Source organism: Bathymodiolus japonicus methanotrophic gill symbiont (genome assembly GCF_019721995.1).
Classification (GTDB): domain Bacteria; phylum Pseudomonadota; class Gammaproteobacteria; order Methylococcales; family Methylomonadaceae; genus Methyloprofundus.
Map to the genome: position 1 here is coordinate 77,342 of NZ_BLYC01000009.1, position 25,505 is coordinate 102,846.

The following is a 25,505-nucleotide window of genomic DNA, read 5'->3' on the forward strand; positions in this document are numbered from 1 at the left end:
CGAGTAAAAGTAATTTCAAGGAAACTAAAGCTTGGTATTCCAATACCCGCTCACTTGAAAATCAAATGCGCCTGACTGCAATGAGCTATAATTTAATGCGCGTGTTTGAAGAGATTTCAAAAACACAACAGCCAGAATTGATTCATCCATCGGATAAAAAATATAGCGAGGCTCTGGAGATTAGGCAGCAACAGGCTCAAAAACGAGATCGTTTTGTGAATCCATTATTTTTCCAGGCAAGAATATCTCGTATCAGCTCGTATACCATTCGGGCAGTTCAAAACGCAATAATAACAGGAATGTCTTTACAGTGCTTTATGAGCTCTCTTGTGGCAAGGTTAGTTTTACCGCCTCAATTGATAGGGGAACACTGATGATCGCTTTAGTTCTTTCTGTCATTGAAAAAAGCTAAAGCTTTTTTACTCCCTAAATAATGAGAATTAAATATGAAACAACTACATAGAAAGGACCTGTTTGGCTGGTCCGAATTTAATCAGGAACGCAACCTGGATTTTCACAGTGTCCTCTGGGTACGTGTGTCAGGCAATGTGCTGATTGACCCAATAGAACTATCGGAGCATGATTTTAAACACCTGCAAGCATTAGGCGGTGCGAGTATTATCGTTATAACGAACAGCGATCATTGCCGCGATGCGCTAAATATTGCTACGCAAACTGGGGCTACAATTGTCGGTCCGATAGGGGAGCGCGAAACATTTCCTATCGCCTGTGAGCGCTGGATTACTGATAATGAAGAAATTGTTTCAGAACTCATTGCTTATCAACTGAACGGCTCTAAAACCCCGGGTGAACTCGCTTTAGTGCTAGACGATAGTACGCTGATAACGGGCGACTTAATCCGCTCGCACATCGCTGGAGAACTATGCTTGCTACCCGATGCAAAACTATCTGACCGGAACCTAGCTCTACAATCCGTCACGCGCCTTGCAAATCTATCAGCGATAGGTACTGTATTAACGGGTGATGGCTGGCCAGTATTTAAGCAGGGCCATTCTGCGTTAAAGCAAATACTGGAATCCTAAAGCCTAACCCTGTCCACCAGTAAACAATTGATATGTGGGGTTGTGGGGTTGCTGGTTTCCTCGGTATAACGAAAGGCCAAGGCATCAAAGCATAATTGCAGCGCAGCTTGCTCGGACTTTGCGATTTGCACCCCGAGTAAAACCTTGCCAAAAGCCGCGCCATGATTACGATAATGAAATAAACTGATATTCCATTGACTCCCCAAAGCGCTTAAAAAGCGCAGTAATGCACCTGGCCGTTCGGGGAACTGCAAGCTGAAAATCACTTCATTTAATGCACGAGGCGCATGACCTCCGACCATATAACGAATATGTTCTTTTGCCAGCTCATTATGCGTCATATCGGTGACAGCAAAGCCTCTGCTTTGCAACTGGCTAATAATTTCCGCTTTATCTGCATCAATACCTCTACTGGAAATACCGGCAAAGATCTGTGCTGATGCTGAATCAAAATAGCGATAGTTAAATTCGGTAATACTGCGTTTGCCTAATAATTTACAAAAAGCCAGAAAGCTCCCGGGGTGCTCGGGTATAGTGACCGCCAATAGTATCTCTCTATGCTCACCGACCTGAGCTCTCTCCGCAACATAACGCAAGCGATCAAAATTCATATTTGCTCCGCTTTCTATGGCAACCAGGCTTTTATCATTTACCCGCTCTGTTTCGATATATTTTTTTAAGCCTGCGACTGCTAGCGCACCAGCAGGCTCCGAGACGGAACGGGTATCATCAAAAATGTCCTTAATAGCCGCACAAATTTCATCGGTATTAACCGTAATCACTTCATCTACCAGGTTTCTGACCAAGCGAAACGGCTCTTTACCTATCTGCTTGACTGCCACGCCATCGGCAAACAGCCCAACCTGCTTTAGAGTCACCCGCCTGTTTGCCTTAAGTGCCTGATTTAAACAATCGGCATCATCCGGCTCGACACCAACGCTGAAAATCCTGGAAACGGAGCTTTAGCGAAGTGAAGATTTTTAGTCCGCGATAGCCGTAGGGCCGTTATTCTGTCGGAGTCTGAGCGTTAGCGAAGGTGGAGACAAAATAAAAGGCCATCCGACACGGCGTCAAGTCATTTGGAGCCTATGTTCCGACCCCTTGTTGGGTCGGGACGAGGTGACGAGGACGAATCGGGGCCGCCGGAGGCATAAGTGGTCGCGTTAAGTTTTTGCTGCTTGCTTGGGCTGGGATGCCCAAAACAAGCTTTCGCAAAAATAGCGACTCCCCGATAATCTTAATATCCGGGCGAACAAATTTTGCATACACCGCTATACCTGCAATCAAACCACCCCCGCCTACAGGCACAAAAATCGCGTCTATCGTATCTGTTTTCTGGCGCAATATTTCCATCGCCACTGTGCCTTGCCCGGCTATCACATCGGAATCATCGTAAGGGTGTATAAAAGTTAGCTGTTTCTGCGTTGCCAACTCCAGTGCATGCGTATAGGCATCATCAAATGAATCGCCATACAGAACGACTTTTGCCCCCCACGAACGTACTGAATTCACCTTGATTTCGGGTGTTGTTATAGGCATGACAATCAGCGCTTTAATGCCGAGCTTATGCGCGGATAATGCCACACCCTGGGCATGATTTCCTGCTGACGCCGCTATTACACCGCGCTGTTTGGCGTGGTCACTAAGAAATACAATTTTATTATAGGCACCACGCAATTTAAATGAGAAGACCGCTTGCAGGTCTTCACGCTTTAATAAAATCTGATTATTAAAGCGCTTCGACAAGGCCGGTGCGAAATCCAGCGGACTCTCTATGGCGACATCATATACTTTGGAACGTAAAATTTTTTCTATGTATTTTTGGGTCATAGCTTAAGGTGTTATAATTCAAGCACAAATATTATCCCATAATCTTTAGTCGGCAATGCTGATATCCTGTCCTGCACGTAATACTATATTATCAGTAAATAACATAAGTATGCCGCTTATCAGAACGGTAAATCGCTAAGCAGCAGAAATCTATAGTGCTAATTACACGTCTCAAACCAAACAATCAGGATTCAAATGTCGACAGTAACAAATGACTTTACTGATGTTCTACAAGAACACCAGCAACTGATTAAGCAGTTAGCTGACTATAAGCCACTGATCAGCGCCGCATCCAAGCTGATTATCAGCACCCTGATTTCCGGCCACAAAATACTGCTCTGCGGTAATGGCGGTAGCGCGGCAGATTGCCAACATTTTGCTGCCGAGCTAGTAATTCGTTACCATAAAAATCGCCGCGCTTATCCAGCTATTGCCTTGACTACTGATACCTCAATACTAACCGCACACCCCAATGACTTCAGCTTTGATAGCCTGTATTCCCGTCAGGTTGCAGCGCTGGGTGCGGAAGGCGATTGCTTAATTGCCTTTTCAACTTCAGGTAATAGCGAAAATATTATTCAGGCGAGCCTTGCTGCAAAACAACAAAACATGTCAGTCATTGGTTTAATGGGCGGTGATGGTGGGCGCTTAAAAGCGCAGGTCGATATGGCAATTGTTATACCGTCCAAAACTACCGCACGTATTCAGGAAGCACACCAATTAATTTACCACTGGTGGTGTGAAATGGTAGATGAAATTGAAAATGAACGAGGTCGATAATGATTAGTGAAATACCTGACTTTAAAGGCTTGAATATCCTGGTGGTCGGCGACCTAATGCTGGATTATTACTGGTCAGGCCAAACCTCACGCGTATCGCCAGAGGCGCCTGTCCCTATCGTCAAAGTCACCAAGAAAGATGCACGCGCAGGCGGTGCCGGAAATGTCGCATTAAATATTGCCTCCTTAGCAGCTAATGTGAAGCTATTGGGCATTGTTGGAAATGATACCAAAGCTGGAGAGCTAGAAAATTTGCTAGCAGCAAAGGGGGTTTCCTGTGATTTTATTAAAAGTACTCATGCACCTACCACATGTAAATTACGTATCGTTGCCCAGCATCAGCAGCTAATACGCCTGGACTTTGAAGAGTCATTAGTCGACTTTAACTATGCAGAATTGCTAGAACACTATAGTAAAGCACTGACAACCGTAGATGTAGTTATCTTTTCAGATTATGCTAAAGGTGTTTTAGCGCATATTCCACAATTACTGGAACTTGCGAATAAACAAGGTGTGCAAAGTTTTGTCGATCCAAAAGGTAGCGATTTTTCCCGTTATCAGGGAGCCACATTAATCACACCCAATCGGGCTGAATTTCAGGCAGTTGTAGGCGAATGTCAGGACAATAAGCAACTAGTCAGCAAAGGCCAGACTTTATTAACACAATATAATATCGATGCCTTGTTGGTCACTTTAAGTGAGCATGGCATGGCATTAATTAAACAAGATGCAGCGCATTTTTTACCCACCCATGCACGGGAAGTCTTTGACGTTACAGGCGCAGGAGACACCGTAATCTCCAGCATGGCGCTAGGAGTGGCTTCAGGTTTAGACTTACAACATGCCATGCACCTGGCAAATATGGCGGCAGGGATCGTCGTAGGGAAGTTTGGAACATCGACCGTGAGTAGCCATGAACTTAATCGAGCCTTGCATGGCGATAAGGAAAATATTAGCGGTGTGGTCACTGAAGATGAATTACAAAAAGAAATCAACTTTTCCCAGCATAGCGGTGAAAAAGTCGTGATGACCAATGGCTGCTTTGATATTTTACATGCTGGCCATGTTGCCTATCTTGAGCAAGCCAGGCTACTAGGTGACCGACTGGTAGTCGCCATCAATTCCGATGAATCAGTACAGCAATTAAAAGGCGAGTCGCGCCCGATTAATAAATTAGCCGACCGAATGACTATTATTGCTGCACTAGGTTGTGTGGATTGGGTGATTCCATTCTTTGAGGAAACCCCAGAACGTATTTATCATAAATTTTTACCGGATGTGCTGGTAAAAGGCGGTGACTATAAGCCTGAAGACGTTGTCGGCGCAGAAGCTGTAATTACCGCAGGCGGCAAAGTTGAAATTCTTGATTTTGTAGCTGGCAAATCGACTACGACTACAATTGAGCGTATTAAAAAGCAATAAGCCATTATTCCTATAACTCGATGTTCAAGTTTTTCCATCCCATTGCCATCAAACTCTTACCTTCACCCAGCAGAACAATACTTTAATGATGCTGTTGACCCTAAGCGCCCTAAATCTCTGCCAATCATATGTTTTCCTGATGGCATCAGTTGAAACACATCCTTTATTAATTCACCTAACTCTTTCAGCTTATCACCAGGATCTGGAAACTCTAGCAATGACGTGATGAACTCAAGCAGTACATCCATTTGAGACTTGCGCTGTAAGCTTCCTACGGTATACGCAGGTAGTTTGCTTTCAATGCGGGCTATTTGCTCTGGGTGAAGGAGAAGGCAATGGTCAAACAAAAGACTCAGAATCAGGCCACGGCTTGATCCCTCTTCATCTAATTGTTTGGCTTCACGCCCCCATCCTTCATAAAGCTTCCAGTCCTCAAAGAAAACCTCAATCAGCCATCTCAACGTATAGGCTTGAATAATATCTTGTGTGCGCCAAGTCAGGTCTGTCGCCACTAAATAGCGATAGTCGTTTTCACCGTCATATTTTAAGGCAATGACAAAGCGTTTTTTACTGTGAGAACTCACCTTCAATCGTGCACTGCTGACAGTCACTTTAATCTCTTTGCCGCCACGTACACGTATTATCTGATCAATGCCTTTGTTAATCGAATTAAAGTAGCTCTCGACTGACCTTATTCTACCTCTATATTCAATATTTTGGTTTTTACGTAATTGGCTAATCACCTGCGAGCCTCCAGATTCTTTAGCGGCTTCGTCCATAAAGGCTTTTCACCATACAGCGCATCAGCCAGTACGCCTTTAATTTTAATCAGGCTATGCGCAACTTTAAACTCTTTTAATAAGCCTAATGCAATCTCTGTTTTGGTCGGGTAGGCACTGTCACGTTCAGGCTTAATAGGCCGATATTTTTTTGCTATACCGCTCTTTTTCAACCGTTTATCTTCTTTATCCCACTGCTTTAAGGCTGGATCCGGCATATAAAAGAAAAAACCGACAGGCACTGTAATGGATGAGGTAACTAGCAGCAATAATACTATCGTTTGTCCATTAACATACCCGCCGGAGCCTTTGTGTTTCTGCTTGTAAACCTTATAAATACGTTTTGTAGACTTAGATCGTGCTCGGGCTGATTCATCAAAGGCCAACACACCTTCAGTAATGCCATAACGTTTTAAAATTAAGACCACACTCACCCGTAGCAACCAGTCCCAGGGTATACTTGCTTTACGAAACACCCAGGATAATGCGGCTACTTTGCAATCTCCAAGGCTTGCTCGCTCAAACTTAGCCCAGCAAACAGAGTTCATTAGCAGTATGCCCGTTAAACAAGTGCCCAACCAAGCGGCTTGAATCCGTGTCAAAGCGGCTCCGGGTTTTAGCTGATTGAGCGCATCATTTAAATCGTCAATATAGCTTTGGATAAAGGTGGCAGGGGCATTCATTAACATGGGCTTACACCGATAAAATTACAACAACCTCAGAATACCTGATTTTACCTTCTCAATATCAAAAACTTGAACATCGAGTATAAAAGATCAGTTAAACACTAACTAACTGCATAAGTTATTGCATATTGAGTCTAATCAACTTTTCCCCACTCACCCATTTAGTGAGTCGAACCCACTTCAGGTTTTGTAAAGCAATCTGCATACAAAATCTTGCAGATCGGGGAGTCGCTATTTTTGCGAAAGCTTGTTTTGGGCATCCCAGCCCAAGCAAGCAGCAAAAACTTAACGCGACCACTTATGCCTCCGGCGGCCCCGATTCGTCCTCGTCACCTCGTCCCGACCCAACAAGGGGTCGGAACATAGGCTCCAAATGACTTGACGCCGTGTCGGATGGCCTTTTATTTTGTCTCCACCTTCGCTAACGCTCAGACTCCGACAAAACAACGGCCCTACGGCTATCGCGGACTAAAAATCTTCACTTCGCTAAAGCTCCGTTTCCAGGATTTTCAGCGATAGATCTCGACAAGGACCGAGGCCATTCTCTTCAAGCTTTCGCTGTCAGCCCCGGACGGGCTGATAGTCTCCAGAAGGCGCAGGGAAATTTGCCAATCCGAAGTGCGCGATAGCGCGCGAGGGAGGCTAAAATTTTATCCCGAATAGCCGTAGAGCCATTTGTGGTAGCCATGACTGAGCTGCTTTGTGCTCAGTCTGTGGCGGACGCAGGGCGGCTGGAGCATCTCCTATTCGCTGCGTAGGTGAACGAATTACGGCGACAGGAGTCCCGGAATTTCGTGAGGTAGCATGGCGCGCCTGTTTTGTCTTTCGCGCCCAGATGCTGCTCAACAGCGTGCTCAACTGATGTTTTAGCTTAATTGGAAATCATTAGCTCTACCCCTGAGCTCGTCGCTTGTATATGACAAGAAAAAATTAGATTATTTCATCTACAAGACCTCTATCTTTCTTTTTATTTCAAAGTATGACATAACATTAACTTCCATCACATTTTATACACTGCTAGAAAAGTTAAGCATTTGTCGGGCATATTAGACAAGTTGATATCAACCCATTCCTTTCAGCTTATTAAAATATGCAGAGAATCAATAAGATTACAAACAGCATTGACATACAGTCATATTGGCATAGTAATTGCTTAATACTTCGGGGAGTCGCTATTTTTGCGAAAGCTTGTTTTGGGCATCCCAGCCCAAGCAAGCAGCAAAAACTTAACGCGACCACTTATGCCTCCGGCGGCCCCGATTCGTCCTCGTCACCTCGTCCCGACCCAACAAGGGGTCGGAACATAGGCTCCAAATGACTTGACGCCGTGTCGGATGGCCTTTTATTTTGTCTCCACCTTCGCTAACGCTCAGACTCCGACAAAATAACGGCCCTACGGCTATCGCGGACTAAAAATCATCACTTCGCTTAGGCTCCGTTTCCCTGATTTTCAGCGAATGATGCACTACATCATTAACTAGAATCTGAGTTAGAGCCCTAGGCTCAACTTATTAACCCATCTTCGTCACTTTCATCTTTCTAAGCCATTGATTCATCGGTTTAAGCGATTTTTTGTCGAAAAATTCTCTTTAAAATCAATGGTGTTTTTTTTGAAAGTTTTGTAGTGCCATTTATATTATTTTTGTCGATAAATTCATTGACTTTTGTCAAAAAAATCATCATTATTTGAGTGTAATTTACATGCGACAAAAATACTCTAAAAAATCCAACGTTTTATACAAAAACACAAAATCTGTAGTGCCAACTGGCTACTTTTTAAAATTTCAACCAATTGATTTATAACAACTACATCATCAATAGTGACGAAGATGGGTTAAAAGAGGGCTGTTATGCAACTAAAATTATTTTTATATTCACTTATTTACCTGTTTTTACTAACTCCAAATGCGGCTAATGCTGCATTTGATTTTTGCCCTGAAAATCATAATGCCGAAGAGGAAGCGGGGCTTTTCAGCAAGAAATTCCATTAAACGGTATTGTTGAAATAGGAGAAGTACCTATTGGACTTTCAGTAATTGATTTTTTTTAACGGCTACGGTAGATATTGATATTCAGCTCTACGATAAGAAAACGGGAGAGAAAACCATTCATTGGTCTAATGGAATTTTATCTGGTTCGGGACATCAAAGTACCGTATACCATGGAATTAAAATTGAATGGTCAGGATATAATGGCGATGATACCGGAGTTGGCAATGAATTTATAAAGTTATCTGATAACAACGATCCATCAGCCCCAATAAGCCGGGCTTTTATTATGAAAGTTTTTGGTTATCATGCTGGTATTGCAAATGTTAATTATTCCTGGGGAGGGACAAATTGTGATACGCCTGCTAGTGGCAATGGTTCTTTTCAGCAGCAAATTGCAAAAGATGCCACCGTAAAGGTTGGTGATATACCCACAGGGGTCAACAATCTTAAAATTGACATGGATGCACAGTCGGATGTGGATATCCAGCTCTATGATACAGCGACGAGTTCCGCTATTATCGCCTGGCCCAATGGGCTTTTACATGGCAGTTCAGCAGCATCAATCACTTACCAGGGCATAGACATAGAGTGGTCTGGATATAACGGCGATGGCTCAAATCCAGGCAAAGAATATATCAAATTTACCGGGGCTACAACCGTCAACCTAACCATGAAAGCCTTTGGTTATCAGTCTGGTGTAGCCTCAGTTAATTATAGCTGGGGAGACAATAACGGCGATGACAATGATGATGAAACTGACGACAGTATCGAAGCCAGTTCTAAATCCGAGATACTACATCTCATTAATCAGGCGCGTAAGCAAGGCAGAAACTGCGGTAGTACACTCTTCCCTGCAGTCGGCCCTCTTACATGGAATAGCCAACCATATCAAGCGGCATTCAGGCCGCGCCATGCTACCTCACGAAATTCCGGGACTCCTGTCGCCATAATTCGTCACCTACGCAGCGGATGGGAGATGCCCTGAACGCCCTGCGTCCGCAACGACTACGCACAAAAGCCGCTTCGTCATTACTACCTCACTGGCTGGACGGCTATTCGGAATGCAATTCTTGCTCCTCTCGCGTGCTGCTAGCACACGTCGAATCAGCGAATTGCCCTGTCGCCTATCAGGGACTAAAAATCACCACTTCGCTAAGCTCCGTTTCCATGATTTTCAGCGTAAGATGTGTTTCAACTGATGCCATCAGGAAAACATATGATTGGCAGAGATTTAGGGCGCTTAGGGCCAACAGCATCATTAAAGTATTGTTCTACTGGGTGAAGGTAAGAGTTTGATGGCAATGGGATGGAAAAACTTGAACATCGAGTAATAGACAAAAAATAGCCCGGTTGTAATCAAGCCGGGCTTTTAACTTAGATTCCAAACAAACTTTACATTAAAAACCTGACGGATAAATCAATTTATGTGGAATACTCTTAATTTACTCACCCGCTGCTTTTTCAGGTGAAATCATCGCGCCACAACTACCTTCACTGCCTTTCATCATGTCACCGCATGAGCCTTCCATGCCCTTTTTCATTTGTCCACCCTGCATCATGCCGCCGCACTTTCCTTCCCCGCATTTTCCTTCCATACCTTTCATGTCCATGCCTTTTTGCATGTCATCAGATGTGGATTTTTTACCCCAGCCTGTTTTACTGACTGAATAGCCTTTATTTTTTACTTTTTTAGCGGCTGGTTTTCCTTGCATATCGCCACAAGCACCTTCTTTGCCTTTCATCATTGCGCCACAGGCATTTTCCAGACCTTTTTTCATTTTGCCATTTTCCATCATGCTGCCACATGAACCTTCACCACACGAAGCTTCTTTTTGCTTGTTCATGTTCATTTTAGAACCCCACTTCATTTCGCCCGCTTTATCCGACTCTGCAAGTTGCATATAGCCACTGCTCAGTTCACTCATGGCAAATGGGTTGCTCTCTGCATTAACAGCACCTGCCGCGAATGTTGCAGCAACTGCAGAACCGATAGTTGTTAAAGTTTGGGTCGTTTTTTTCATGTTATCCTCGATATCTAAATGATTAGTTAATTACATTATTCATCATCAGTGTTCCCCTATCAATTGAGGCCGTGAAACTAACCTCGCCACAAGAGAGCTCATAAAGCACTGTAAAGACATTCCTGTTATTATTGCGTTTTGAACTGCTCGAATGGTATACGAGCTGATACGAGATATTCTTGCCTGGAAAAATAATGGATTCACAAAACGATCTCGTTTTTGCGCCTGTTGCTGCCTTATCTCCAGAGCCTCGCTATATTTTTTATCCGATGGATGAATCAATTCTGGCTGTTGTGTTTTTGAAATCTCTTCAAACACGCGCATTAAATTATAGCTCATTGCAGTCAGGCGCATTTGATTTTCAAGTGAGCGGGTATTGGAAGACCGAGCTTTAGTTTCCTTGAAATTACTTTTAGTGATATTGAATGTCTTTTCAATCGTCCATCGCTTGAAATACAGCATGGCAATGGTTCCAGGGTTAATAGTCATTGGCAAGGTTGTCACAAACCGGTGAAGTTTTCCGGTTTCTGGACCACGGAAATCCACCACGTTAAATTTGATGCCCTTGTTTTCGTACACACTGTATGCTTCAACTCCTGTATTGATCTCATGCTGGGAGTCAAAAGGGATAGACTCAACCAGAGTCGCAATTGAATTTTCTTTTACTCGATGTTCAAGTTTTTGATATTGAGAAGGTAAAATCAGGTATTCTGAAGTTGTTGTAATTTTATCGGTGTAAGCCCATGTTAATGAATGCCCCAGCCACCTTTATCCAAAGCTATATTGACGATTTAAATGATGCGCTCAATCAGCTAAAACCCAGAGCCGCTTTGACACGGATTCAAGCCGCTTGGTTGGGCACTTGTTTAACGGGCATACTGCTAATGAACTCTGTTTGCTGGGCTAAGTTTGAGCGAGCAAGCCTTGGAGATTGCAAAGTAGCCGCATTATCCTGGGGGTTTCGTAAAGCAAGTATACCCTGGGACTGGTTGCTACGGGTGAGTGTGGTCTTAATTTTAAAACGTTATGGCATTACTGAAGGTGTGTTGGCCTTTGATGAATCAGACCGAGCACGATCTAAGTCTACAAAACGTATTTATAAGGTTTACAAGCAGAAACACAAAGGCTCCGGCGGGTATGTTAATGGACAAACGATAGTATTATTGCTGCTAGTTACCTCATCCATTACAGTGCCTGTCGGTTTTTTCTTTTATATGCCGGATCCAGCCTTAAAGCAGTGGGATAAAGAAGATAAACGGTTGAAAAAGAGCGGTATAGCAAAAAAAGATCGGCCTATTAAGCCTGAACGTGACAGTGCCTACCCGACCAAAACAGAGATTGCATTAGGCTTATTAAAAGAGTTTAAAGTTGCGCATAGCCTGATTAAAATTAAAGGCGTACTGGCTTGATGCGCTGTATGGTGAAAAAGCCTTTATGGACGAAGCCGCTAAAGAATCTGGAGGCTCGCAGGTGATTAGCCAATTACGTAAAAACCAAAATATTGAATATAGAGGTAGAATAAGGTCAGTCGAGAGCTACTTTAATTCGATTAACAAAGGCATTGATCAGATAATACGTGTACGTGGCGGAAAAGAGATTAAAGTGACTGTCAGCAGTGCACGATTAAAGGTGAGTTCTCACAGTAAAAAACGCTTTGTCATTGCCTTAAAATATGACGGTGAAAACGACTATCGCTATTTAGTGGCGACAGACCTGACTTGGCGCACACAAGATATTATTCAAGCCTATACGCTGAGATGGCTGATTAAGGTTTTCTTTGAGGACTGGAAGCTTTATGAAGGATGGGGGCGTGAGGCCAAACAATTAGATGAAGAGGGATCAAGCCGTGGCCTGATTCTGAGTCTTTTGTTTGACCATTGCCTTCTCCTTCACCCAGAGCAAATAGCCCACATTGAAAGCAAACTACCTGCGTATACCGTAGGAAGCTTACAGCGCAAGTCTCAAATGGATGTACTGCTTGAGTTCATCACGTCATTGCTAGAGTTTCCAGATCCTGGTGATAAGCTGAAAGAGTTAGGTGAATTAATAAAGGATGTGTTTCAACTGATGCCATCAGGAAAACATATGATTGGCAGAGATTTAGGGCGCTTAGAGCCAACACCATCATTAAAGTATTGTTCTGCTGGGTGAAGGTAAGAGTTTGATGGCAATGGGATGGAAAAACTTGAACATCGAGTTTTAGCATTGAAATCATGTAATTAGCATGTCGTTTCTGCCGATCCCACCAGATAAAGTCGGTGACGGCTTTATCGTAGACATAGAGATGTTTCTGAGAGCTGTTATTTCCCTTGTTTTGCTTTTCAATATGATCTCGTAACACAGGTATTTCTTGATGTCTCTGAGTTCCGCTTGTCACCAGACAAAGAAATCTGAGCAAACCACTTCTGAGATTCAACGCGTAAATCCCCCCGGCCGCATAAACTTTCCCCCGCTGAAAATCAGGGAAACGGAGCCTAAGCGAAGTGATGATTTTTAGTCCGCGATAGCCGTAGGGCCGTTATTTTGTCGGAGTCTGAGCGTTAGCGAAGGTGGAGACAAAATAAAAGGCCATCCGACACGGCGTCAAGTCATTTGGAGCCTATGTTCCGACCCCTTGTTGGGTCGGGACAAGGTGACGAGGACGAATCGGGGCCGCCGGAGGCATAAGTGGTCGCGTTAAGTTTTTGCTGCTTGCTTGGGCTGGGATGCCCAAAACAAGCTTTCGCAAAAATAGCGACTCCCCGATTGCTGTTTTTTTTCAGTATGGCAGGCATGATCAATAAAATGTCCATCCGCTGCTTCTATGGTGTATTCGTCAAGTTCCTGGAATTCTTTAAGATAATCAATGTCTTGCGATAGCAGTGTTTCAGCGTGAAGATGATAGCTCTGCTGTTCAAATGCCTCAAGCATACTTGTTCGTCTATGCGACTTCAGTGATTTAAAATACGTTGAGTGGGGAAGCAGCTGGCCATAAATCTGTTCATTGGTTTGGAGGAAATGACGACCACTATCGACTACACTGATACAGCGTAATAACCCAAGGCGAATAAAGTCGATATCCTTCAACTCTGGGCATGAACGAGCCCACAAAGGATGACGCTCTGCTAACAGGGCACGTTCCATACTTTCATTGCAGTCGCTGCCAGCCATGGAGAGCGAAAGCGAGGGCTGGTAGTCCCCAGAAGGCGTAGGGCCGTTGTTTTGTCGGAATCGTAGCGCTAGCGTAGGTGTAGACAAAATAAAAGGCATTCCGAAACGCCGTCCAGTCATTTGAGGGAGTGTTACGAAGCCAGCACCGAGTTTACGATGGTAATGGCGAAGTGGCACGTACGCAGGACGTCTGGGGCGCCGAAGGCATTAGTGGTCGCGTTAAGTTTTTGCCGCTTGCTTGGGCTGGGATGCCCAAAACAAGCTTTCGCAAAAATAGCGACTCCCCGAGTTGGTGAATATGTTCAGAGAGTGGTAGGTCTTTAAGCATGGGTGATATCCGTTTATGATGTGATTAAAATCAAAAAGATGAAAATATTCGAGTGGTGCTACCTTCAGGTAGGTTATAGGCTGCTTTGTTTAGGTACTTCTTCTTTCAATGGGAACACTGATGTTATTTATACTGTTAGCCATTTGAAATAAGTTCTTTCATGGCTATGCCCATTTTTGAAGGTGAATTAACCACCTCAACTCCTGCCGCTTTTAATGCAGAAACTTTACCTTCTGCTGTTCCCTTGCCGCCGGTGACGATAGCGCCTGCATGTCCCATGCGTTTGCCTGCTGGCGCGGTTAAGCCGGTAATATAGGCTACCACAGGCTTAGTCACATGATTTTTAATATATTCGGCCGCTTCTTCCTCTTCGCCACCGCCAATTTCACCGACCATAATAATACCCTGAGTCGAGTCATCTGCCTGGAAGCGGCTGATTACATCAATAAAATTCATGCCGTGGATAGGATCGCCGCCGATACCGACACAGGTACTTTGCCCCAGGCCTTGCTGGGTAGTCTGATGCACAGCTTCGTAAGTTAATGTTCCGGAGCGGGAGACGATGCCGATAGATCCGGGCAGATGTATACTGCCGGGCATAATACCTATTTTGCAGGCTTCAGGGGTGATAATACCTGGGCAGTTAGGGCCGATGAGCAACGCATCGCTTGTTGCCATTGCCGCTTTGACCCGCAACATTTGTAATACTGGAATGCCTTCGGTAATGCAGATGATTAATTTAATGTCTGCATCTACCGCTTCTAAAATAGCATCCGCAGCAAAAAATGGCGGTACATAAATAACGCTGGCATCAGGCTTAGTGATTGCATAGGCTTGTTGTACTGTATCAAATACTGGTAAGCCTAAATGCTCGGAACCACCTCGCCCTGGAGTCACGCCTGCAACCAATTTGGTCCCATAGTTTAAAGCATGCTGCGAGTGAAAGGTGCCTTGCTTGCCGGTAAAGCCCTGGCAAATAACTTTGGTGTGCTCGTCAATCAGAATACTCATAAACGTGCTCCTGCAAGGCTGACCGCTTGTTCGGCTCCATGATCCAGATTATCCGCAGAAAATATATTTGGCGCGGCCCCCTGCAATAGCAAACGTCCTTCTTCTGCGTGGGTTCCTTCCAGCCGGACTATAACCGGCAAGTTAGTTTTAATTTGCTGTAACGCGCCAAGAATACCCTGGGCAATAACATCACAATGCACGATACCACCAAATATATTCACCAGTACCGCCTGTACATTTTTATCCGAGACAATCAGCTTAAATGCCTCGGTAACTTTTTCTATGTTAGTCCCACCACCGACATCCAGGAAATTGGCAGGTGTCCCACCTTTAAGCTTTACTAGGTCCATGGTAGCCATCGCAAGACCTGCGCCGTTAACCATGCAGCCTATATTGCCGTCCAGAGTAATATAGCTAAGGTCAAATTGCTTTGCCTTGTTTTCTTTTTCATCCTCTTGAGTGGTGTCGCGTAATGCCGTGATGTCCTTATGCAAGGCCAGTGCGTTATCATCGAAATTGATTTTAGCATCTAGGGCAATAAGGCTGTCGTCTGCTATTTCAACTAAGGGATTGATCTCTATTTGACTAGCATCTTTATCCAGCAACAGCCTTAACATACCGGACATAATGCTGTGCAGAGCTTTTATTTGTAAGCCTTGCAAGGAAAGTGCAAAGGCTATTTGCCTGCACTGATAAGGCTGCAGACCAGCAGCCGGATTAATAAATACGCTGATGATTTTTTCCGGATTTTGCTCGGCAACGGCTTCGATATCCATTCCACCTGATGCAGAGGCAATAAAACAGAGCTTTTCCTTTTGCCGGTCGACTAGTAAACTAAGGTAAAATTCACGTTTAATGTCCGAGGTTTTCTCTACTAACACTGAATTAATGGGCAGACCTTCCGTGCCAGTTTGCTTGGTTACTAGACGTTGGCCCAGCATTGCTGCGGTTAATTCGCTTGCCGCTACCGCCGTTTGCGCAATTTTCACACCTCCTACTTTGCCACGCCCACCGGCATGCACCTGCGCTTTAATTGCCCAGCTATCGCCGGCTAAAGTTTGTGCAGCAGTAGATGCCGCATCGGCAGTCGTCACGACAATACTGTCGGGAACAGGAATCAGGTAGTCTCTAAATAGCTGCTTAGCCTGAAATTCATGAATATTCATTGAGGACCTTGTACATAGATTAAGAACAGTCAGAACATATGAGTATATATGCTGGGCATATATATTTCAGTATTTATCGATAAGAAATTTAAACTAGACTCTTATGCTTTAAATTGATCAAAAAACAAGCTGATCATTATTACGCTTCAGCTACATAATTTGCGTATAATCAGAAAAATTTAATACGCCTGTATAACTGCCAGTAAACGCATGCTAGCGCAGTATTTGCTGCAATATTATCATCACTTTATGCAAAACACCCCCTTACCGCCGCTTAGTTTGTATATACACTTTCCCTGGTGTATTCAAAAATGTCCTTATTGTGATTTTAACTCACATGCGGTTAAAGGTGACTTGCCAGAAGTTCATTATATTGATGCGCTGCTTAACGACCTGGATCAGGATATCGCCGAGTTCCATGAAGCACGACCTATTCAAAGCATTTTTATGGGTGGGGGAACGCCTAGCCTGTTTTCAGCCAATCAGCTAGACCGTTTGCTAACAGCTATGCAACAGTATCTAGTGTTTGCCGATGATATAGAAATTACCCTGGAGGCTAATCCAGGCACTTTTGAAAGTGATAAATTTACTGATTACCGGGCGATTGGCATTAACCGCTTATCAATTGGGATACAGAGCTTTAACGATGCACATTTAAAACGCCTGGGACGAGTGCATTCAGCAGACGAAGCTATTCACGCAGTAGCAATCGCCAGGCAGGCAGGCTTTGATAATTTTAATCTGGACTTAATGTTTGGCCTGCCAGAGAGTGAGGAGCATGATAGCTTGCATGATGTACAACAAGCCATAGAACTACAACCAGCGCATATTTCCTTTTATCAGCTAACGCTGGAGCCAAATACCTATTTTCATAAATACCCGCCGGTATTACCGGGTGATGATGCTATTTTTAACCAGCAACTCGCTTGTCAAAAGCTATTAGCTGAACACGGTTATCAGCAATATGAGATTTCTGCCTATGCAAAAAAGGGTAAGCAATGCAGACATAATCTTAACTACTGGTCTTTCGGTGATTATTTAGGCATAGGCGCAGGCGCGCATGGCAAAATTACGCGCAGCTTGCCAAACAACATCGTACGTACCTCAAAACCGAAACAGCCGGAGCAATATCTCAGGCAAATTAAAGATGATAGACTATGCCAGGAAATTAAGCAGGGTGACTTGCCACTGGAATTTATTATGAATCACTTGCGCTTAAAACAGGGCTTTAGTCTTGCCACGTATATGCAAAGAACAGGGCTACCTGCACAATCCCTACAGCCGGCTCTGACAAATTGTCTGCAGCAAGAGCTGCTACTAGAACACCAACAACACTACTACCAGTGCTCAGAAAAAGGCTGGCATTTTCTGGACAATATTTTAGAAAACTTTCTTGGCACGGATACTACAGATGCTTGATTATCAAAAACAATTTATTCAATATTCGCTGGATTGCGGGGTCTTAAAATTTGGCGAATTTCAATTAAAATCTGGGCGTACCAGCCCTTATTTTTTTAATACGGGTCTATTTAACAGCGGTGCGCAATTAGCTAAACTTGGACAATTTTACGCGCAGGCACTAATACATTCAGGTATAAAAGTGGATATTTTATATGGCCCCGCTTATAAAGGAATTCCATTAGTCAGTGCGGCCGCTATCGCATATGCACAAATCCAGGACAGCGATATTCCGTTTGCCTTTAACCGTAAAGAAGCCAAAGATCATGGCGAAGGGGGATGTCTGGTTGGCGCACCTTTAAAAGGCAATGTACTGATTCTGGATGACGTCATTACGGCAGGAACGTCTGTACGCGAGTCAGTAATCATCATAAATGATGCTGGAGCAACGCCCGCAGGCGTATTAATTGCGCTGGATAGACAGGAAAAAGGCGAAAATGATATTTCTGCGATACAGGAAGTGAGCGAGCGCTTTGCCATGCCGGTTATCTCAATAGTTGCCCTAGAGCATATTATTGAATTTATTGCTGCCGATAAATCTTATAATATAAATATTGCTGCGATCAAAGCATATCAGCGGCAATATGGGATTTAATTATTTTTTTGGGGGCGTAGCTAGATCAGCAAATCTCAGCCCCCCCCATCAAATCAACATAGTGCAGCACCGTACTGGATGATTCAATTGTTCATTGTGCTGTTTTTTATAATCAACAGCTTATAATCATCCTATTCATCAAAATAGCTGCGACACTAGTTAAAAAAGCCTTTTAATAATTTATTAACGGCTTTACCGGTGCCTTCTCCCAGAGCTTTATCGATTTCTTTTTCGCGTTTATCGATAAATTTGTTCACTTTTTGTTTTTCTTCATCGGTCATCATTTCGTTTATCGCTGTTAAATCGACTACATAATTCGGTTCTGAGAATGTCCCCCCTACCTTTATAGCAACTGGGCGGTTAGCAATATTCTTACCGCCTTTTTTAGCTTTTGCAACAACCCTATAATCCAGTGCTTCATTAACTAAGTTTGCTGTTCCTCCGCCTTTAACTTCTATGGTTGAGGATTCTGCCAGGAAATCGGGGTTATTAATTATGCCCTTTTTAATCGTCGCGGAGCCTTTAATAACAGTAAACAGGGTTTGTTCATCAGCATAGCTCTGCCGCATTTTCTTACCTTGGGCAGCAAGTCTGCCCAAGTCTATTATTTTTTGCAGGTTAAACCCTCTGACCGCGCCTTTATCTAATGAAAAATTCAGCGTACCGCCCAGTGCAGATTTTATCGCCGGCATAGTATTACCAGTGGTTCTTAGTTTAGCGGCAATATTCGCAAGACCTTTTATTTTTGCTTTGCTATTGGGCTGCAGATCCGTTAACAAAGGCTCTAACTGAACATTGGCAATTTTTTCATTAAGAGAAATGACCGGCATTTTTCCCTTGGCATTGATAGTGATTTGCCCCTTATAATTTCCTTGATAAAGCTGATCAATCGTTTGTCGGGTCTTTAATATTCCCTGCCTAGCCTGTAGATTTAAGCTGACTCCCGCCATGTTTAATTGCGCTGCTTTTAGTCTGGCGATTTTTAAGTCGCCATTGATATCGAGTGTGCGCAGGGTGTCCATTGGTAGCAAGTCAGTTTCAGTAGCATGTGCTTTGCGTTTCACCGCTGGTGATGTTTTTGCCGGACTGGATTTCTGCTTGGGCGCAGAGTAACGGTCAACATCAATATTATCTACCGCTAACTGAAATGTAATGGCTGGCTGGTTAAATTGCCGAACACTTACAGAGCCTTTAATATTCGTATCATCCAGGATGATTTTTAGACTTTCCAGCACTACCGAGTCCGCGCTACCTTGTAAGTCAAAACCCATTGCAAACTGTTGTAACACCTGTTTATCACTTGTTTCAGGTACATCTATCGCTAATTGCTGCATCAGCTTTTTAGGGCTAAAAGGTGCAATCTGTATAGCTCCAGTATATTGCAAATCAGTGTTTAGCTTGCTGGCATTTAATTCGCCCGTTAATTGCATTAAATTTGTGGCTAGCTGTATATTTTTTACAGCTAGTGTTTGTGCCTGCAGATCCAGACTAAACTCGGATTCCAGCTGTGTATCTATTTGCCCCCCCGGAATAGACTCGCCTTTGGTCGCAGAATCCAGATGAAAATTTGCCAGTTGAATTTTCTGTAATGCCTCATCAATAACCAGGCTGGTCGATAGCGTTAATCGCTCGGTTACTGCAGGGTCGGCATTTTCCAGCAAAAACCCCATTTTAAGGGCGATAGGTTGATTAAAAACGACGGCGCCAGAACTAAAGTTAAATTCTTTAACAACGATATGTTGTCCCGCTTGCTGGTCATCCCAGCTGACCAGAGAGTCTTGTATAACAAGTCCGCCAATTTTGATTGCAGTTAAATCTATAGCCGCTTCTTCTGTCGCCATTTCCTGCTCTGGTGCCTGCACACCAGCTGACTTTGCTTTGCTGACCTCCTTTTCAGTTAGCTCAGCTGGCTGTTCATCGCCCGTATTTTGTGCTCCTAGGTCTTCCCAGTTAGCCATGCCTTGCTGGTTTTTTTCCAGATGTAATTCCAGGCCTTTTAATACCACGGTACTTACTTCTATATGTTTGGAAAATAACGGCAGTAATTTGACTTTAATATCCGCCTCGCCAATTATGACAAAAGGCTGGCCTGCAAACCCGGCTGCATTACTTAAAATTATTTTTCCCGTAGATACACCTAGCCATGGAAATACAGATAAATCCAGCTCACCTTCTATCTTTAGGTTTCGTCCTGTTTGCTCATGCACAGCAACTTCCATTTCAGTTTTATAATCGTTTAAATCGGCTACTAATGGAATAATGATTGCCGCAGAAACGATCAGGAATACCAGTGCAAAAACAAATATTAAAATACCTTTAAGTATCTTTCCCATCACTTATCTCCCGGAATTAATGCTAAGTTTTTAAAACGACTGCACATATCTCGCGGCGCAGTTCCATTGCCTGGCTATACTGTTTATGAGCGCAGCTATTGAATTCTTTTGATAAACAGTTCTATGCAAGTTCTATTTGACATTATAAACTACCCAATTATTTAGACTTCAAAAAAACACTCTGTTTATCAGAAAATTTTTCATGACGACAAAAATTAGGAATTGAAAATGTTAATTTTAATTAAGCTAGCGGCAATTGCCACCGTCATCATCTTTTTCCAGACCGGCAAGCGTCACGGGGAAAATGGCTTTAAATGGGCCTTAATAGGCTTTATTGGATTTACCCTGGGCTTTGCCATTTCCATGACAGTGATAGGCGAAACGCTTATTTCTATCGTACTTGCCTGTATCGGCGTTTACTTTACACGTGGACAGCTATTAAAAATGCTGACTAAAACCAAAAGCACTTAGGTGGTTTCTGTCAAAGAACATACCAGCTTAATTCTTTTTTTGCTTACTATGAGTATCTTGCTGGCACAAAAAAAGCGGGCTATAAAAAATAGCCCGCTTTATTATTTACTGAAGTTTCCCAATAATTATTTATGGTAAAATTGAAACTATGCTACAACTATATGAAAAAAAATAGTCTTTTCATTCGTTTCAAATGCTATTGCCTAAGGGGAATTAAGTAGGGGTTTGCTATAAACATGGCAAAACCACCTAAAATAAACCTCGATACACCAGCATTGTGTATTTCAGCTACTCAATAATTGGGAAACTTCAGTTATTTACTATAAACTGATTTATAGTTTGTCTGAATTTTCACTTAGATATGAAGCAACACCCGCTGGCGATGCGTCCATACCTGCATCACCTTTGCTCCAGCCTGCGGGGCAAACTTCACCATGCTCTTCATGGAATTGCAGCGCATCAACCATGCGCAACATTTCATCAATATTACGTCCTAAAGGTAAGTCGTTAACAACTTGATGACGAACCAACCCTTCTTTATCAATTAAAAAACTACCTCGATAAGCTACCGCAGGTGCATCACATTCTACATCGTAATCTTTAACAATTGAATGTGCCATATCCGCTGCCATTGTGTAACGAACCTGGCCAATACCACCGTCATTGATCGGTGTATTACGCCATGCATTATGCGTAAAATGCGAGTCAATTGAAACCGCAATCACTTCTACCCCGCGACTCGTAAATTCGTCCATTCTATGATCCAGTGCGATTAATTCGCTAGGGCAAACGAACGTGAAGTCTAATGGATAAAACACCACAACCGCATATTTACCCTGTGTTGCTTCAGAAAAACTGAAAGAGTCAACAATTTCGCCGTTACCTAAAACAGCAGGAACCGTAAAATCTGGTGCTTGCTTACCTACTAATACACTCATGTGTTTCTCCTAAGTTTAATGCTCGTGAATATGTTCAAAAATCATGCCCACTCTTAAAGTGGGATTGTGAAATTCTACACTAAAATGCTAGGTATTTCACAAAACAGAAAAAAATTCTCGGAGTCGCTCACAAAACAGCAAGCCCTTTCTTATTTTTATCTGGAAACATTCGCTGAAAATCCTGGAAACGGAGCTTTAGCGAAGTGAAGATTTTTAGTCCGCGATAGCCGTAGGGCCGTTGTTTTGTCGGAGTCTGAGCGTTAGCGAAGGTGGAGACAAAATAAAAGGCCATCCGACACGGCGTCAAGTCATTTGGAGCCTATGTTCCGACCCCTTGTTGGGTCGGGACGAGGTGACGAGGACGAATCGGGGCCGCCGGAGGCATAAGTGGTCGCGTTAAGTTTTTGCTGCTTGCTTGGGCTGGGATGCCCAAAACAAGCTTTCGCAAAAATAGCGACTCCCCGAAGATAATCGCCATGTGACAATTTTTATGACAGCAAAGGATAGCTGTCTTTACCGATAAATACCGTAGAAATAAACCAGATACAACAAGGAAACACTACAACATGATTTATCGACAAAGTAACTTAATTGCGCTAGGTGAACTTATTATCTGAAGTTTCCCAATTATTGAGTAGCTGAAATACACAATGCTGGTGTATCGAGGTTTATTTTAGGTGGTTTTGCCATGTTTATAGCAAACCCCTACTTAATTCCCCTTAGGCAATAGCATTTGAAACGAATGAAAAGACTATTTTTTTCATATAGTTGTAGCATAGTTTCAATTTTACCATAAATAATTATTGGGAAACTTCAGCTTATTATGATAAAGCAGAAACATATTACCGAGCCGGATCCTTTGGGGTTTCAGGTTCGAATTGTAAGACGCGGTAAAGAAAATAGCCGATATTTTTCACATAAGCTCTGGGGTGGCAAGGGAAAATCCATAAAAGCTGCTATTGCGTGGCGTGATCAAATGTTAATTGTTTTAAAAGGTAGCAAGCCCCGTTTTTTAAAGCCAAGAATAAAACCACAACCGGATTAACCGGCGTCTCCAGAACCATTAAGTTCGACCGTAGAAAAGATAAAAGCTATCTGTGCTACACCGTTTTCTGGGTTTGTGACGGCAAAGCTAAAAATAAAACTTTTCAGGTTGGCAATGTCAACACTATTAGCCCTGATGACGAGTTACATGCTTTTAGAACCGCGCGTTTATTCAGAAGCTGTTATGAATATGCCATTGATAATGACCTGCCTTTTGATGATAGTCAGTTTGCTGGCTGGAAAAAAAAGCGCTTATATGAAAGCTTATTCTGTTTTGTTGCTTAATACCCAGTGTACTGTCACTTCTGCCCGGCGCATAGCAGTAAAAATTAAATCGCCTGACTTGACTAAGCTTTCGCTGAATTCAAGCGCCCCTCTCCACACTAGGCTGTTTCACCTAACGTAAGTTAGATCACGACACACCCCATACCTGTAATAGGCCGATGCCTGTCTATCAGGCAAGCCAGAAAAGCGCATTTTTTAGCTGCAAACCGGATAATCATATAAAATAGTGCGCATTCTTTTATTTAATCCCATCAGATCAATATGCATGCACCTGCGGCTTTATTTGAATCGTCTATCTCTAATCTTAAATTACGTGCGCGCGGAAAAGTGCGTGATATTTATGATGTAGACAAGCATCACCTGCTAATCGTCACTACTGATCGTTTATCGGCATTTGACGTGGTTTTACCTGACCCCATTCCAGGCAAAGGTCGGGTTCTGACATCGGTATCTAATTTCTGGTTTAACAAAATGCAGGGTATTATTCCCAATCATTTGACTGACCTTAAATTAGAGGACGTTGTTCCCGATGCAAATGAGCGTGCACAAATCGAGGGTCGCGCCATTATTGTCAAAAAATTGCAGCCACTTCCGGTAGAAGCGATAGTACGCGGCTATTTAATTGGCTCTGGCTGGAAAGACTATCAGCAAACTGGCAGTGTCTGTGGTATTAAACTAGCCCCAGGACTACAACAGGCAGAACAATTACCTGCTGCAATTTATACACCATCAACCAAAGCAGCGGTTGGTGATCATGATGAAAATATATCTTTTGCAGCAACCATCCACTTATTAGGCGAAGCATTAGCAACACAAGTACGGGATATTAGCCTAGAGCTTTATACCACTGCTGCTGCATACGCAAAACAGCGCGGCATTATTATTGCAGATACCAAATTTGAATTTGGCCTGGATGATAAAGGCACTCTTTATTTAATAGATGAGGCATTAACCCCTGACTCCTCACGTTTCTGGCCTGCAGATCAATACCGGCCAGGTATCAGCCCACCCAGCTTTGACAAGCAGTTTATCCGTGATTATTTAGAAACATTAGACTGGGATAAAACTGCACCAGGACCTAAATTACCGGATGAGATTGCCGCAATCAGTAGCCAGAAATACCATGAAGCAGAGCTTAAATTAACCGCTAGCGCGTAGGCTGGAATAGCGTAACGTTTTCCGGCAGTAATCCGAACGATTAAATGCGTTAGACTCCATCTAATACAACTCAATGCTGCATAAAGGGCGGAAAACGCTACGTTATACCGCCCTACAATAATCCATGCTCTGCGAATGAATACGGCATACCATCACCAATAATAAAATGATCCAGTACGCGTATATCCATTAACTGAAGTTTCCCAATAATTATTTATGGTAAAATTGAAACTATGCTACAACTATATGAAAAAATAGTCTTTTCATTCGTTTCAAATGCTATTGCCTAAGGGGAATTAAGTAGGGGTTTGCTATAAACATGGCAAAACCACCTAAAATAAACCTCGATACACCAGCATTGTGTATTTCAGCTACTCAATAATTGGGAAACTTCAGTCCATTAATGCTAAAGCATCTTTTAATTTAGCCGTAATCATCTGGTCAGCCTGACTAGGTTCGGAAATTCAGGACGGGTGATTATGCGCAAAAATTACTGCGGCGGCATTATGCTGCAGGGCTTTTTTGACGACTTCACGGGGATAGACACTGGCACCATCAATTGTCCCGCTGAACAATTCCTCAAATTTCAGGATATGGTGCTGATTGTCTAAAAACAGGCAGGCAAACACTTCATGCGGATAATGCCTTAACTGATTACTTAGATAAGCACCCGTCGCTTCTGGGCTGGTTAATACATCGCCATGATCCAGCTCTTCAAAAGTATGCCTTCGCGCCATTTCCAATACTGCCTGCAATTGTGCATATTTTGCATTACCCAGCCCTTTAGCCTGAGTAAAAGTGGCACAGTCGGCCTGCATCAAGGCGCGCAAGGAGGTAAATTCAAGTAATAAATCCTGCGCTAAATCTACCGCTGATTTTCCCGGACTCCCAGTAAGCAGGAATATCGCCAATAGTTCCGCGTCGGTTAATTCTTTAGTGCCATGAGCCAATAATTTTTCTCTAGACTGCTGATCGGCAGGCCAGTCTTTAATTCCCATACATTGAATACATTTACTG

31 protein-coding genes and 4 pseudogenes are annotated in these 25,505 nt (G+C 43.3%); 17 read left to right on the plus strand and 18 right to left on the minus strand.

Annotated features, from left to right (window positions below; translation table 11 throughout):
• Positions 1-65: 65 nt before the first annotated feature.
• Together K6984_RS13840 and K6984_RS13845 are read left to right on the plus strand one after the other, a co-directional pair.
• Positions 66-374 carry a hypothetical protein gene (locus tag K6984_RS13840; protein ID WP_221894176.1) on the plus strand — a complete coding sequence of 103 codons (309 nt, stop codon included), beginning with the start codon at positions 66-68 and terminating at the stop codon, positions 372-374.
• Positions 375-446: 72 nt separating this feature from the next.
• Positions 447-1,043, plus strand: coding sequence for an MBL fold metallo-hydrolase (locus K6984_RS13845; RefSeq protein WP_221896066.1), 597 nt, complete (start codon positions 447-449; stop codon positions 1,041-1,043).
• Here K6984_RS13845 and ilvA read toward each other — a convergent pair.
• The 3 genes and pseudogenes from ilvA to K6984_RS13855 form a co-directional block, all read right to left on the minus strand.
• Positions 1,040-1,978, minus strand: a pseudogene (gene ilvA, locus K6984_RS13850) (threonine ammonia-lyase, biosynthetic); the annotation flags it as partial. The gene K6984_RS13845 and the pseudogene ilvA sit on opposite strands and share 4 nt — an antisense overlap.
• 151 nt (positions 1,979-2,129) lie before the next feature.
• Positions 2,130-2,258: a hypothetical protein gene (locus K6984_RS33515; protein WP_263458596.1), complete on the minus strand. Its 129-nt coding sequence runs from the start codon at positions 2,256-2,258 to the stop codon at positions 2,130-2,132.
• Positions 2,259-2,273: 15 nt separating this feature from the next.
• Positions 2,274-2,873 (minus strand): annotated as a pseudogene (locus tag K6984_RS13855) (pyridoxal-phosphate dependent enzyme); the annotation flags it as partial.
• A 195-nt stretch (positions 2,874-3,068) separates the two neighbouring features.
• Between K6984_RS13855 and K6984_RS13860 the strand changes: the two are divergent.
• Together K6984_RS13860 and hldE are read left to right on the plus strand one after the other, a co-directional pair.
• On the plus strand, positions 3,069-3,653 hold the full coding sequence (locus K6984_RS13860) for a D-sedoheptulose-7-phosphate isomerase (RefSeq protein ID WP_221896068.1): 585 nt from the start codon (positions 3,069-3,071) through the stop codon (positions 3,651-3,653).
• Positions 3,653-5,074, plus strand: coding sequence for a bifunctional D-glycero-beta-D-manno-heptose-7-phosphate kinase/D-glycero-beta-D-manno-heptose 1-phosphate adenylyltransferase HldE (hldE, locus tag K6984_RS13865; RefSeq protein ID WP_221896069.1), 1,422 nt, complete (start codon positions 3,653-3,655; stop codon positions 5,072-5,074). Before K6984_RS13860 ends, hldE begins: the two co-directional genes overlap by 1 nt.
• Positions 5,075-5,136: 62 nt before the next feature.
• On the opposite strand, the gene K6984_RS31045 is transcribed toward hldE, so the two are convergent.
• Positions 5,137-5,853, minus strand: coding sequence for a hypothetical protein (locus K6984_RS31045; protein ID WP_230988083.1), 717 nt, complete (start codon positions 5,851-5,853; stop codon positions 5,137-5,139).
• Positions 5,814-6,542, minus strand: coding sequence for a transposase (locus K6984_RS31050; protein WP_230988084.1), 729 nt, complete (start codon positions 6,540-6,542; stop codon positions 5,814-5,816). Before K6984_RS31050 ends, K6984_RS31045 begins: the two co-directional genes overlap by 40 nt.
• A gap of 234 nt (positions 6,543-6,776) precedes the next feature.
• Here K6984_RS31050 and K6984_RS33520 point away from each other — a divergent pair, with 234 nt between their 5' ends.
• Positions 6,777-6,905, plus strand: coding sequence for a hypothetical protein (locus K6984_RS33520; RefSeq protein ID WP_263458596.1), 129 nt, complete (start codon positions 6,777-6,779; stop codon positions 6,903-6,905).
• Between the two features lie 27 nt (positions 6,906-6,932).
• On the plus strand, positions 6,933-7,058 hold the full coding sequence (locus K6984_RS33525) for a hypothetical protein (protein ID WP_263458618.1): 126 nt from the start codon (positions 6,933-6,935) through the stop codon (positions 7,056-7,058).
• Between the two features lie 28 nt (positions 7,059-7,086).
• On the opposite strand, the gene K6984_RS13875 is transcribed toward K6984_RS33525, so the two are convergent.
• Positions 7,087-7,227, minus strand: coding sequence for a hypothetical protein (locus tag K6984_RS13875; RefSeq protein WP_221895447.1), 141 nt, complete (start codon positions 7,225-7,227; stop codon positions 7,087-7,089).
• A gap of 12 nt (positions 7,228-7,239) precedes the next feature.
• Between K6984_RS13875 and K6984_RS13880 the strand changes: the two genes are divergently transcribed.
• The 4 genes from K6984_RS13880 to K6984_RS13890 all read left to right on the plus strand — a co-directional run bounded on the left by K6984_RS13880 (position 7,240) and on the right by K6984_RS13890 (position 9,826).
• Positions 7,240-7,401 carry a hypothetical protein gene (locus K6984_RS13880; RefSeq protein ID WP_221896070.1) on the plus strand — a complete coding sequence of 54 codons (162 nt, stop codon included), beginning with the start codon at positions 7,240-7,242 and terminating at the stop codon, positions 7,399-7,401.
• 316 nt (positions 7,402-7,717) lie between these two features.
• Positions 7,718-7,846 (plus strand): hypothetical protein, encoded by a 129-nt coding sequence (locus K6984_RS33530; protein WP_263458596.1) that lies wholly within the window; start codon positions 7,718-7,720, stop codon positions 7,844-7,846.
• 543 nt (positions 7,847-8,389) lie between these two features.
• Positions 8,390-8,530 (plus strand): hypothetical protein, encoded by a 141-nt coding sequence (locus K6984_RS13885; RefSeq protein WP_221896071.1) that lies wholly within the window; start codon positions 8,390-8,392, stop codon positions 8,528-8,530.
• A gap of 969 nt (positions 8,531-9,499) precedes the next feature.
• Positions 9,500-9,826, plus strand: coding sequence for a hypothetical protein (locus tag K6984_RS13890; protein ID WP_221896072.1), 327 nt, complete (start codon positions 9,500-9,502; stop codon positions 9,824-9,826).
• Between the two features lie 146 nt (positions 9,827-9,972).
• Here the strand turns inward: K6984_RS13890 and K6984_RS13895 are convergent, their stop codons facing one another.
• Entirely contained in the window at positions 9,973-10,551 is a 579-nt protein-coding gene (locus K6984_RS13895) for an HvfA family oxazolone/thioamide-modified RiPP metallophore (RefSeq protein WP_221896073.1), read from the minus strand.
• 45 nt (positions 10,552-10,596) lie between these two features.
• A complete protein-coding gene (locus tag K6984_RS13900) occupies positions 10,597-11,313 on the minus strand; it encodes a transposase (RefSeq protein WP_338024518.1) in 717 nt (238 codons plus the stop codon).
• Here K6984_RS13900 and K6984_RS31055 point away from each other — a divergent pair.
• Positions 11,295-11,960 (plus strand): transposase, encoded by a 666-nt coding sequence (locus K6984_RS31055; protein ID WP_230988085.1) that lies wholly within the window; start codon positions 11,295-11,297, stop codon positions 11,958-11,960. The genes K6984_RS13900 and K6984_RS31055 overlap by 19 nt on opposite strands.
• A gap of 25 nt (positions 11,961-11,985) precedes the next feature.
• Positions 11,986-12,702: a hypothetical protein gene (locus K6984_RS31060; protein WP_230988086.1), complete on the plus strand. Its 717-nt coding sequence runs from the start codon at positions 11,986-11,988 to the stop codon at positions 12,700-12,702.
• Positions 12,703-13,150: 448 nt separating this feature from the next.
• On the opposite strand, the gene K6984_RS33535 is transcribed toward K6984_RS31060, so the two are convergent.
• The 4 genes from K6984_RS33535 to sucC form a co-directional block, all read right to left on the minus strand.
• Entirely contained in the window at positions 13,151-13,279 is a 129-nt protein-coding gene (locus tag K6984_RS33535; protein ID WP_263458596.1) for a hypothetical protein, read from the minus strand.
• On the minus strand, positions 13,228-13,701 hold the full coding sequence (locus K6984_RS13910) for a hypothetical protein (RefSeq protein ID WP_221896075.1): 474 nt from the start codon (positions 13,699-13,701) through the stop codon (positions 13,228-13,230). Before K6984_RS13910 ends, K6984_RS33535 begins: the two co-directional genes overlap by 52 nt.
• A 463-nt stretch (positions 13,702-14,164) precedes the next feature.
• Complete coding sequence (gene sucD, locus K6984_RS13915; RefSeq protein ID WP_221896076.1) at positions 14,165-15,040, minus strand: succinate--CoA ligase subunit alpha; 876 nt, start codon at positions 15,038-15,040, stop codon at positions 14,165-14,167.
• Positions 15,037-16,206, minus strand: a complete 1,170-nt coding sequence (sucC, locus tag K6984_RS13920; protein ID WP_221896077.1) for an ADP-forming succinate--CoA ligase subunit beta — start codon at positions 16,204-16,206, stop codon at positions 15,037-15,039. Before sucC ends, sucD begins: the two co-directional genes overlap by 4 nt.
• Before the next feature lie 249 nt (positions 16,207-16,455).
• Between sucC and hemW the strand changes: the two genes are divergently transcribed.
• Positions 16,456-17,625 carry a radical SAM family heme chaperone HemW gene (hemW, locus tag K6984_RS13925; RefSeq protein WP_221896139.1) on the plus strand — a complete coding sequence of 390 codons (1,170 nt, stop codon included), beginning with the start codon at positions 16,456-16,458 and terminating at the stop codon, positions 17,623-17,625.
• A complete protein-coding gene (gene pyrE, locus K6984_RS13930) occupies positions 17,618-18,259 on the plus strand; it encodes an orotate phosphoribosyltransferase (RefSeq protein ID WP_221896078.1) in 642 nt (213 codons plus the stop codon). The genes hemW and pyrE overlap by 8 nt, the downstream gene beginning before the upstream one ends.
• A 155-nt stretch (positions 18,260-18,414) precedes the next feature.
• Here pyrE and K6984_RS13935 read toward each other — a convergent pair whose 3' ends face one another.
• Positions 18,415-20,592 carry an AsmA family protein gene (locus K6984_RS13935; RefSeq protein ID WP_221896079.1) on the minus strand — a complete coding sequence of 726 codons (2,178 nt, stop codon included), beginning with the start codon at positions 20,590-20,592 and terminating at the stop codon, positions 18,415-18,417.
• A 228-nt stretch (positions 20,593-20,820) separates the two neighbouring features.
• On the opposite strand from K6984_RS13935, the gene K6984_RS13940 reads away from it, so the two are divergent.
• On the plus strand, positions 20,821-21,063 hold the full coding sequence (locus K6984_RS13940) for a hypothetical protein (protein ID WP_221896080.1): 243 nt from the start codon (positions 20,821-20,823) through the stop codon (positions 21,061-21,063).
• A gap of 332 nt (positions 21,064-21,395) precedes the next feature.
• On the opposite strand, the gene K6984_RS13945 is transcribed toward K6984_RS13940, so the two are convergent.
• The 3 genes from K6984_RS13945 to K6984_RS33540 all read right to left on the minus strand — a co-directional run bounded on the left by K6984_RS13945 (position 21,396) and on the right by K6984_RS33540 (position 22,449).
• Positions 21,396-22,001, minus strand: a complete 606-nt coding sequence (locus K6984_RS13945; RefSeq protein WP_221896081.1) for a peroxiredoxin — start codon at positions 21,999-22,001, stop codon at positions 21,396-21,398.
• Positions 22,002-22,128: 127 nt separating this feature from the next.
• Positions 22,129-22,293: a hypothetical protein gene (locus K6984_RS13950; protein WP_221896082.1), complete on the minus strand. Its 165-nt coding sequence runs from the start codon at positions 22,291-22,293 to the stop codon at positions 22,129-22,131.
• A 27-nt stretch (positions 22,294-22,320) separates the two neighbouring features.
• Positions 22,321-22,449, minus strand: coding sequence for a hypothetical protein (locus tag K6984_RS33540; protein ID WP_263458596.1), 129 nt, complete (start codon positions 22,447-22,449; stop codon positions 22,321-22,323).
• A 375-nt stretch (positions 22,450-22,824) separates the two neighbouring features.
• On the opposite strand from K6984_RS33540, the pseudogene K6984_RS13955 reads away from it, so the two are divergent.
• Both K6984_RS13955 and K6984_RS13960 read left to right on the plus strand, forming a co-directional pair.
• Positions 22,825-23,330, plus strand: a pseudogene (locus K6984_RS13955) (hypothetical protein).
• Between the two features lie 261 nt (positions 23,331-23,591).
• On the plus strand, positions 23,592-24,488 hold the full coding sequence (locus tag K6984_RS13960; protein ID WP_221896083.1) for a phosphoribosylaminoimidazolesuccinocarboxamide synthase: 897 nt from the start codon (positions 23,592-23,594) through the stop codon (positions 24,486-24,488).
• Positions 24,489-24,600: 112 nt separating this feature from the next.
• Here K6984_RS13960 and K6984_RS13965 read toward each other — a convergent pair whose 3' ends face one another.
• Positions 24,601-24,678 carry a JAB domain-containing protein gene (locus tag K6984_RS13965; RefSeq protein WP_420831672.1) on the minus strand — a complete coding sequence of 26 codons (78 nt, stop codon included), beginning with the start codon at positions 24,676-24,678 and terminating at the stop codon, positions 24,601-24,603.
• A 205-nt stretch (positions 24,679-24,883) separates the two neighbouring features.
• Positions 24,884-25,486, minus strand: a pseudogene (gene radC, locus K6984_RS13970) (RadC family protein); the annotation flags it as partial.
• Positions 25,487-25,505 lie beyond the last annotated feature (19 nt).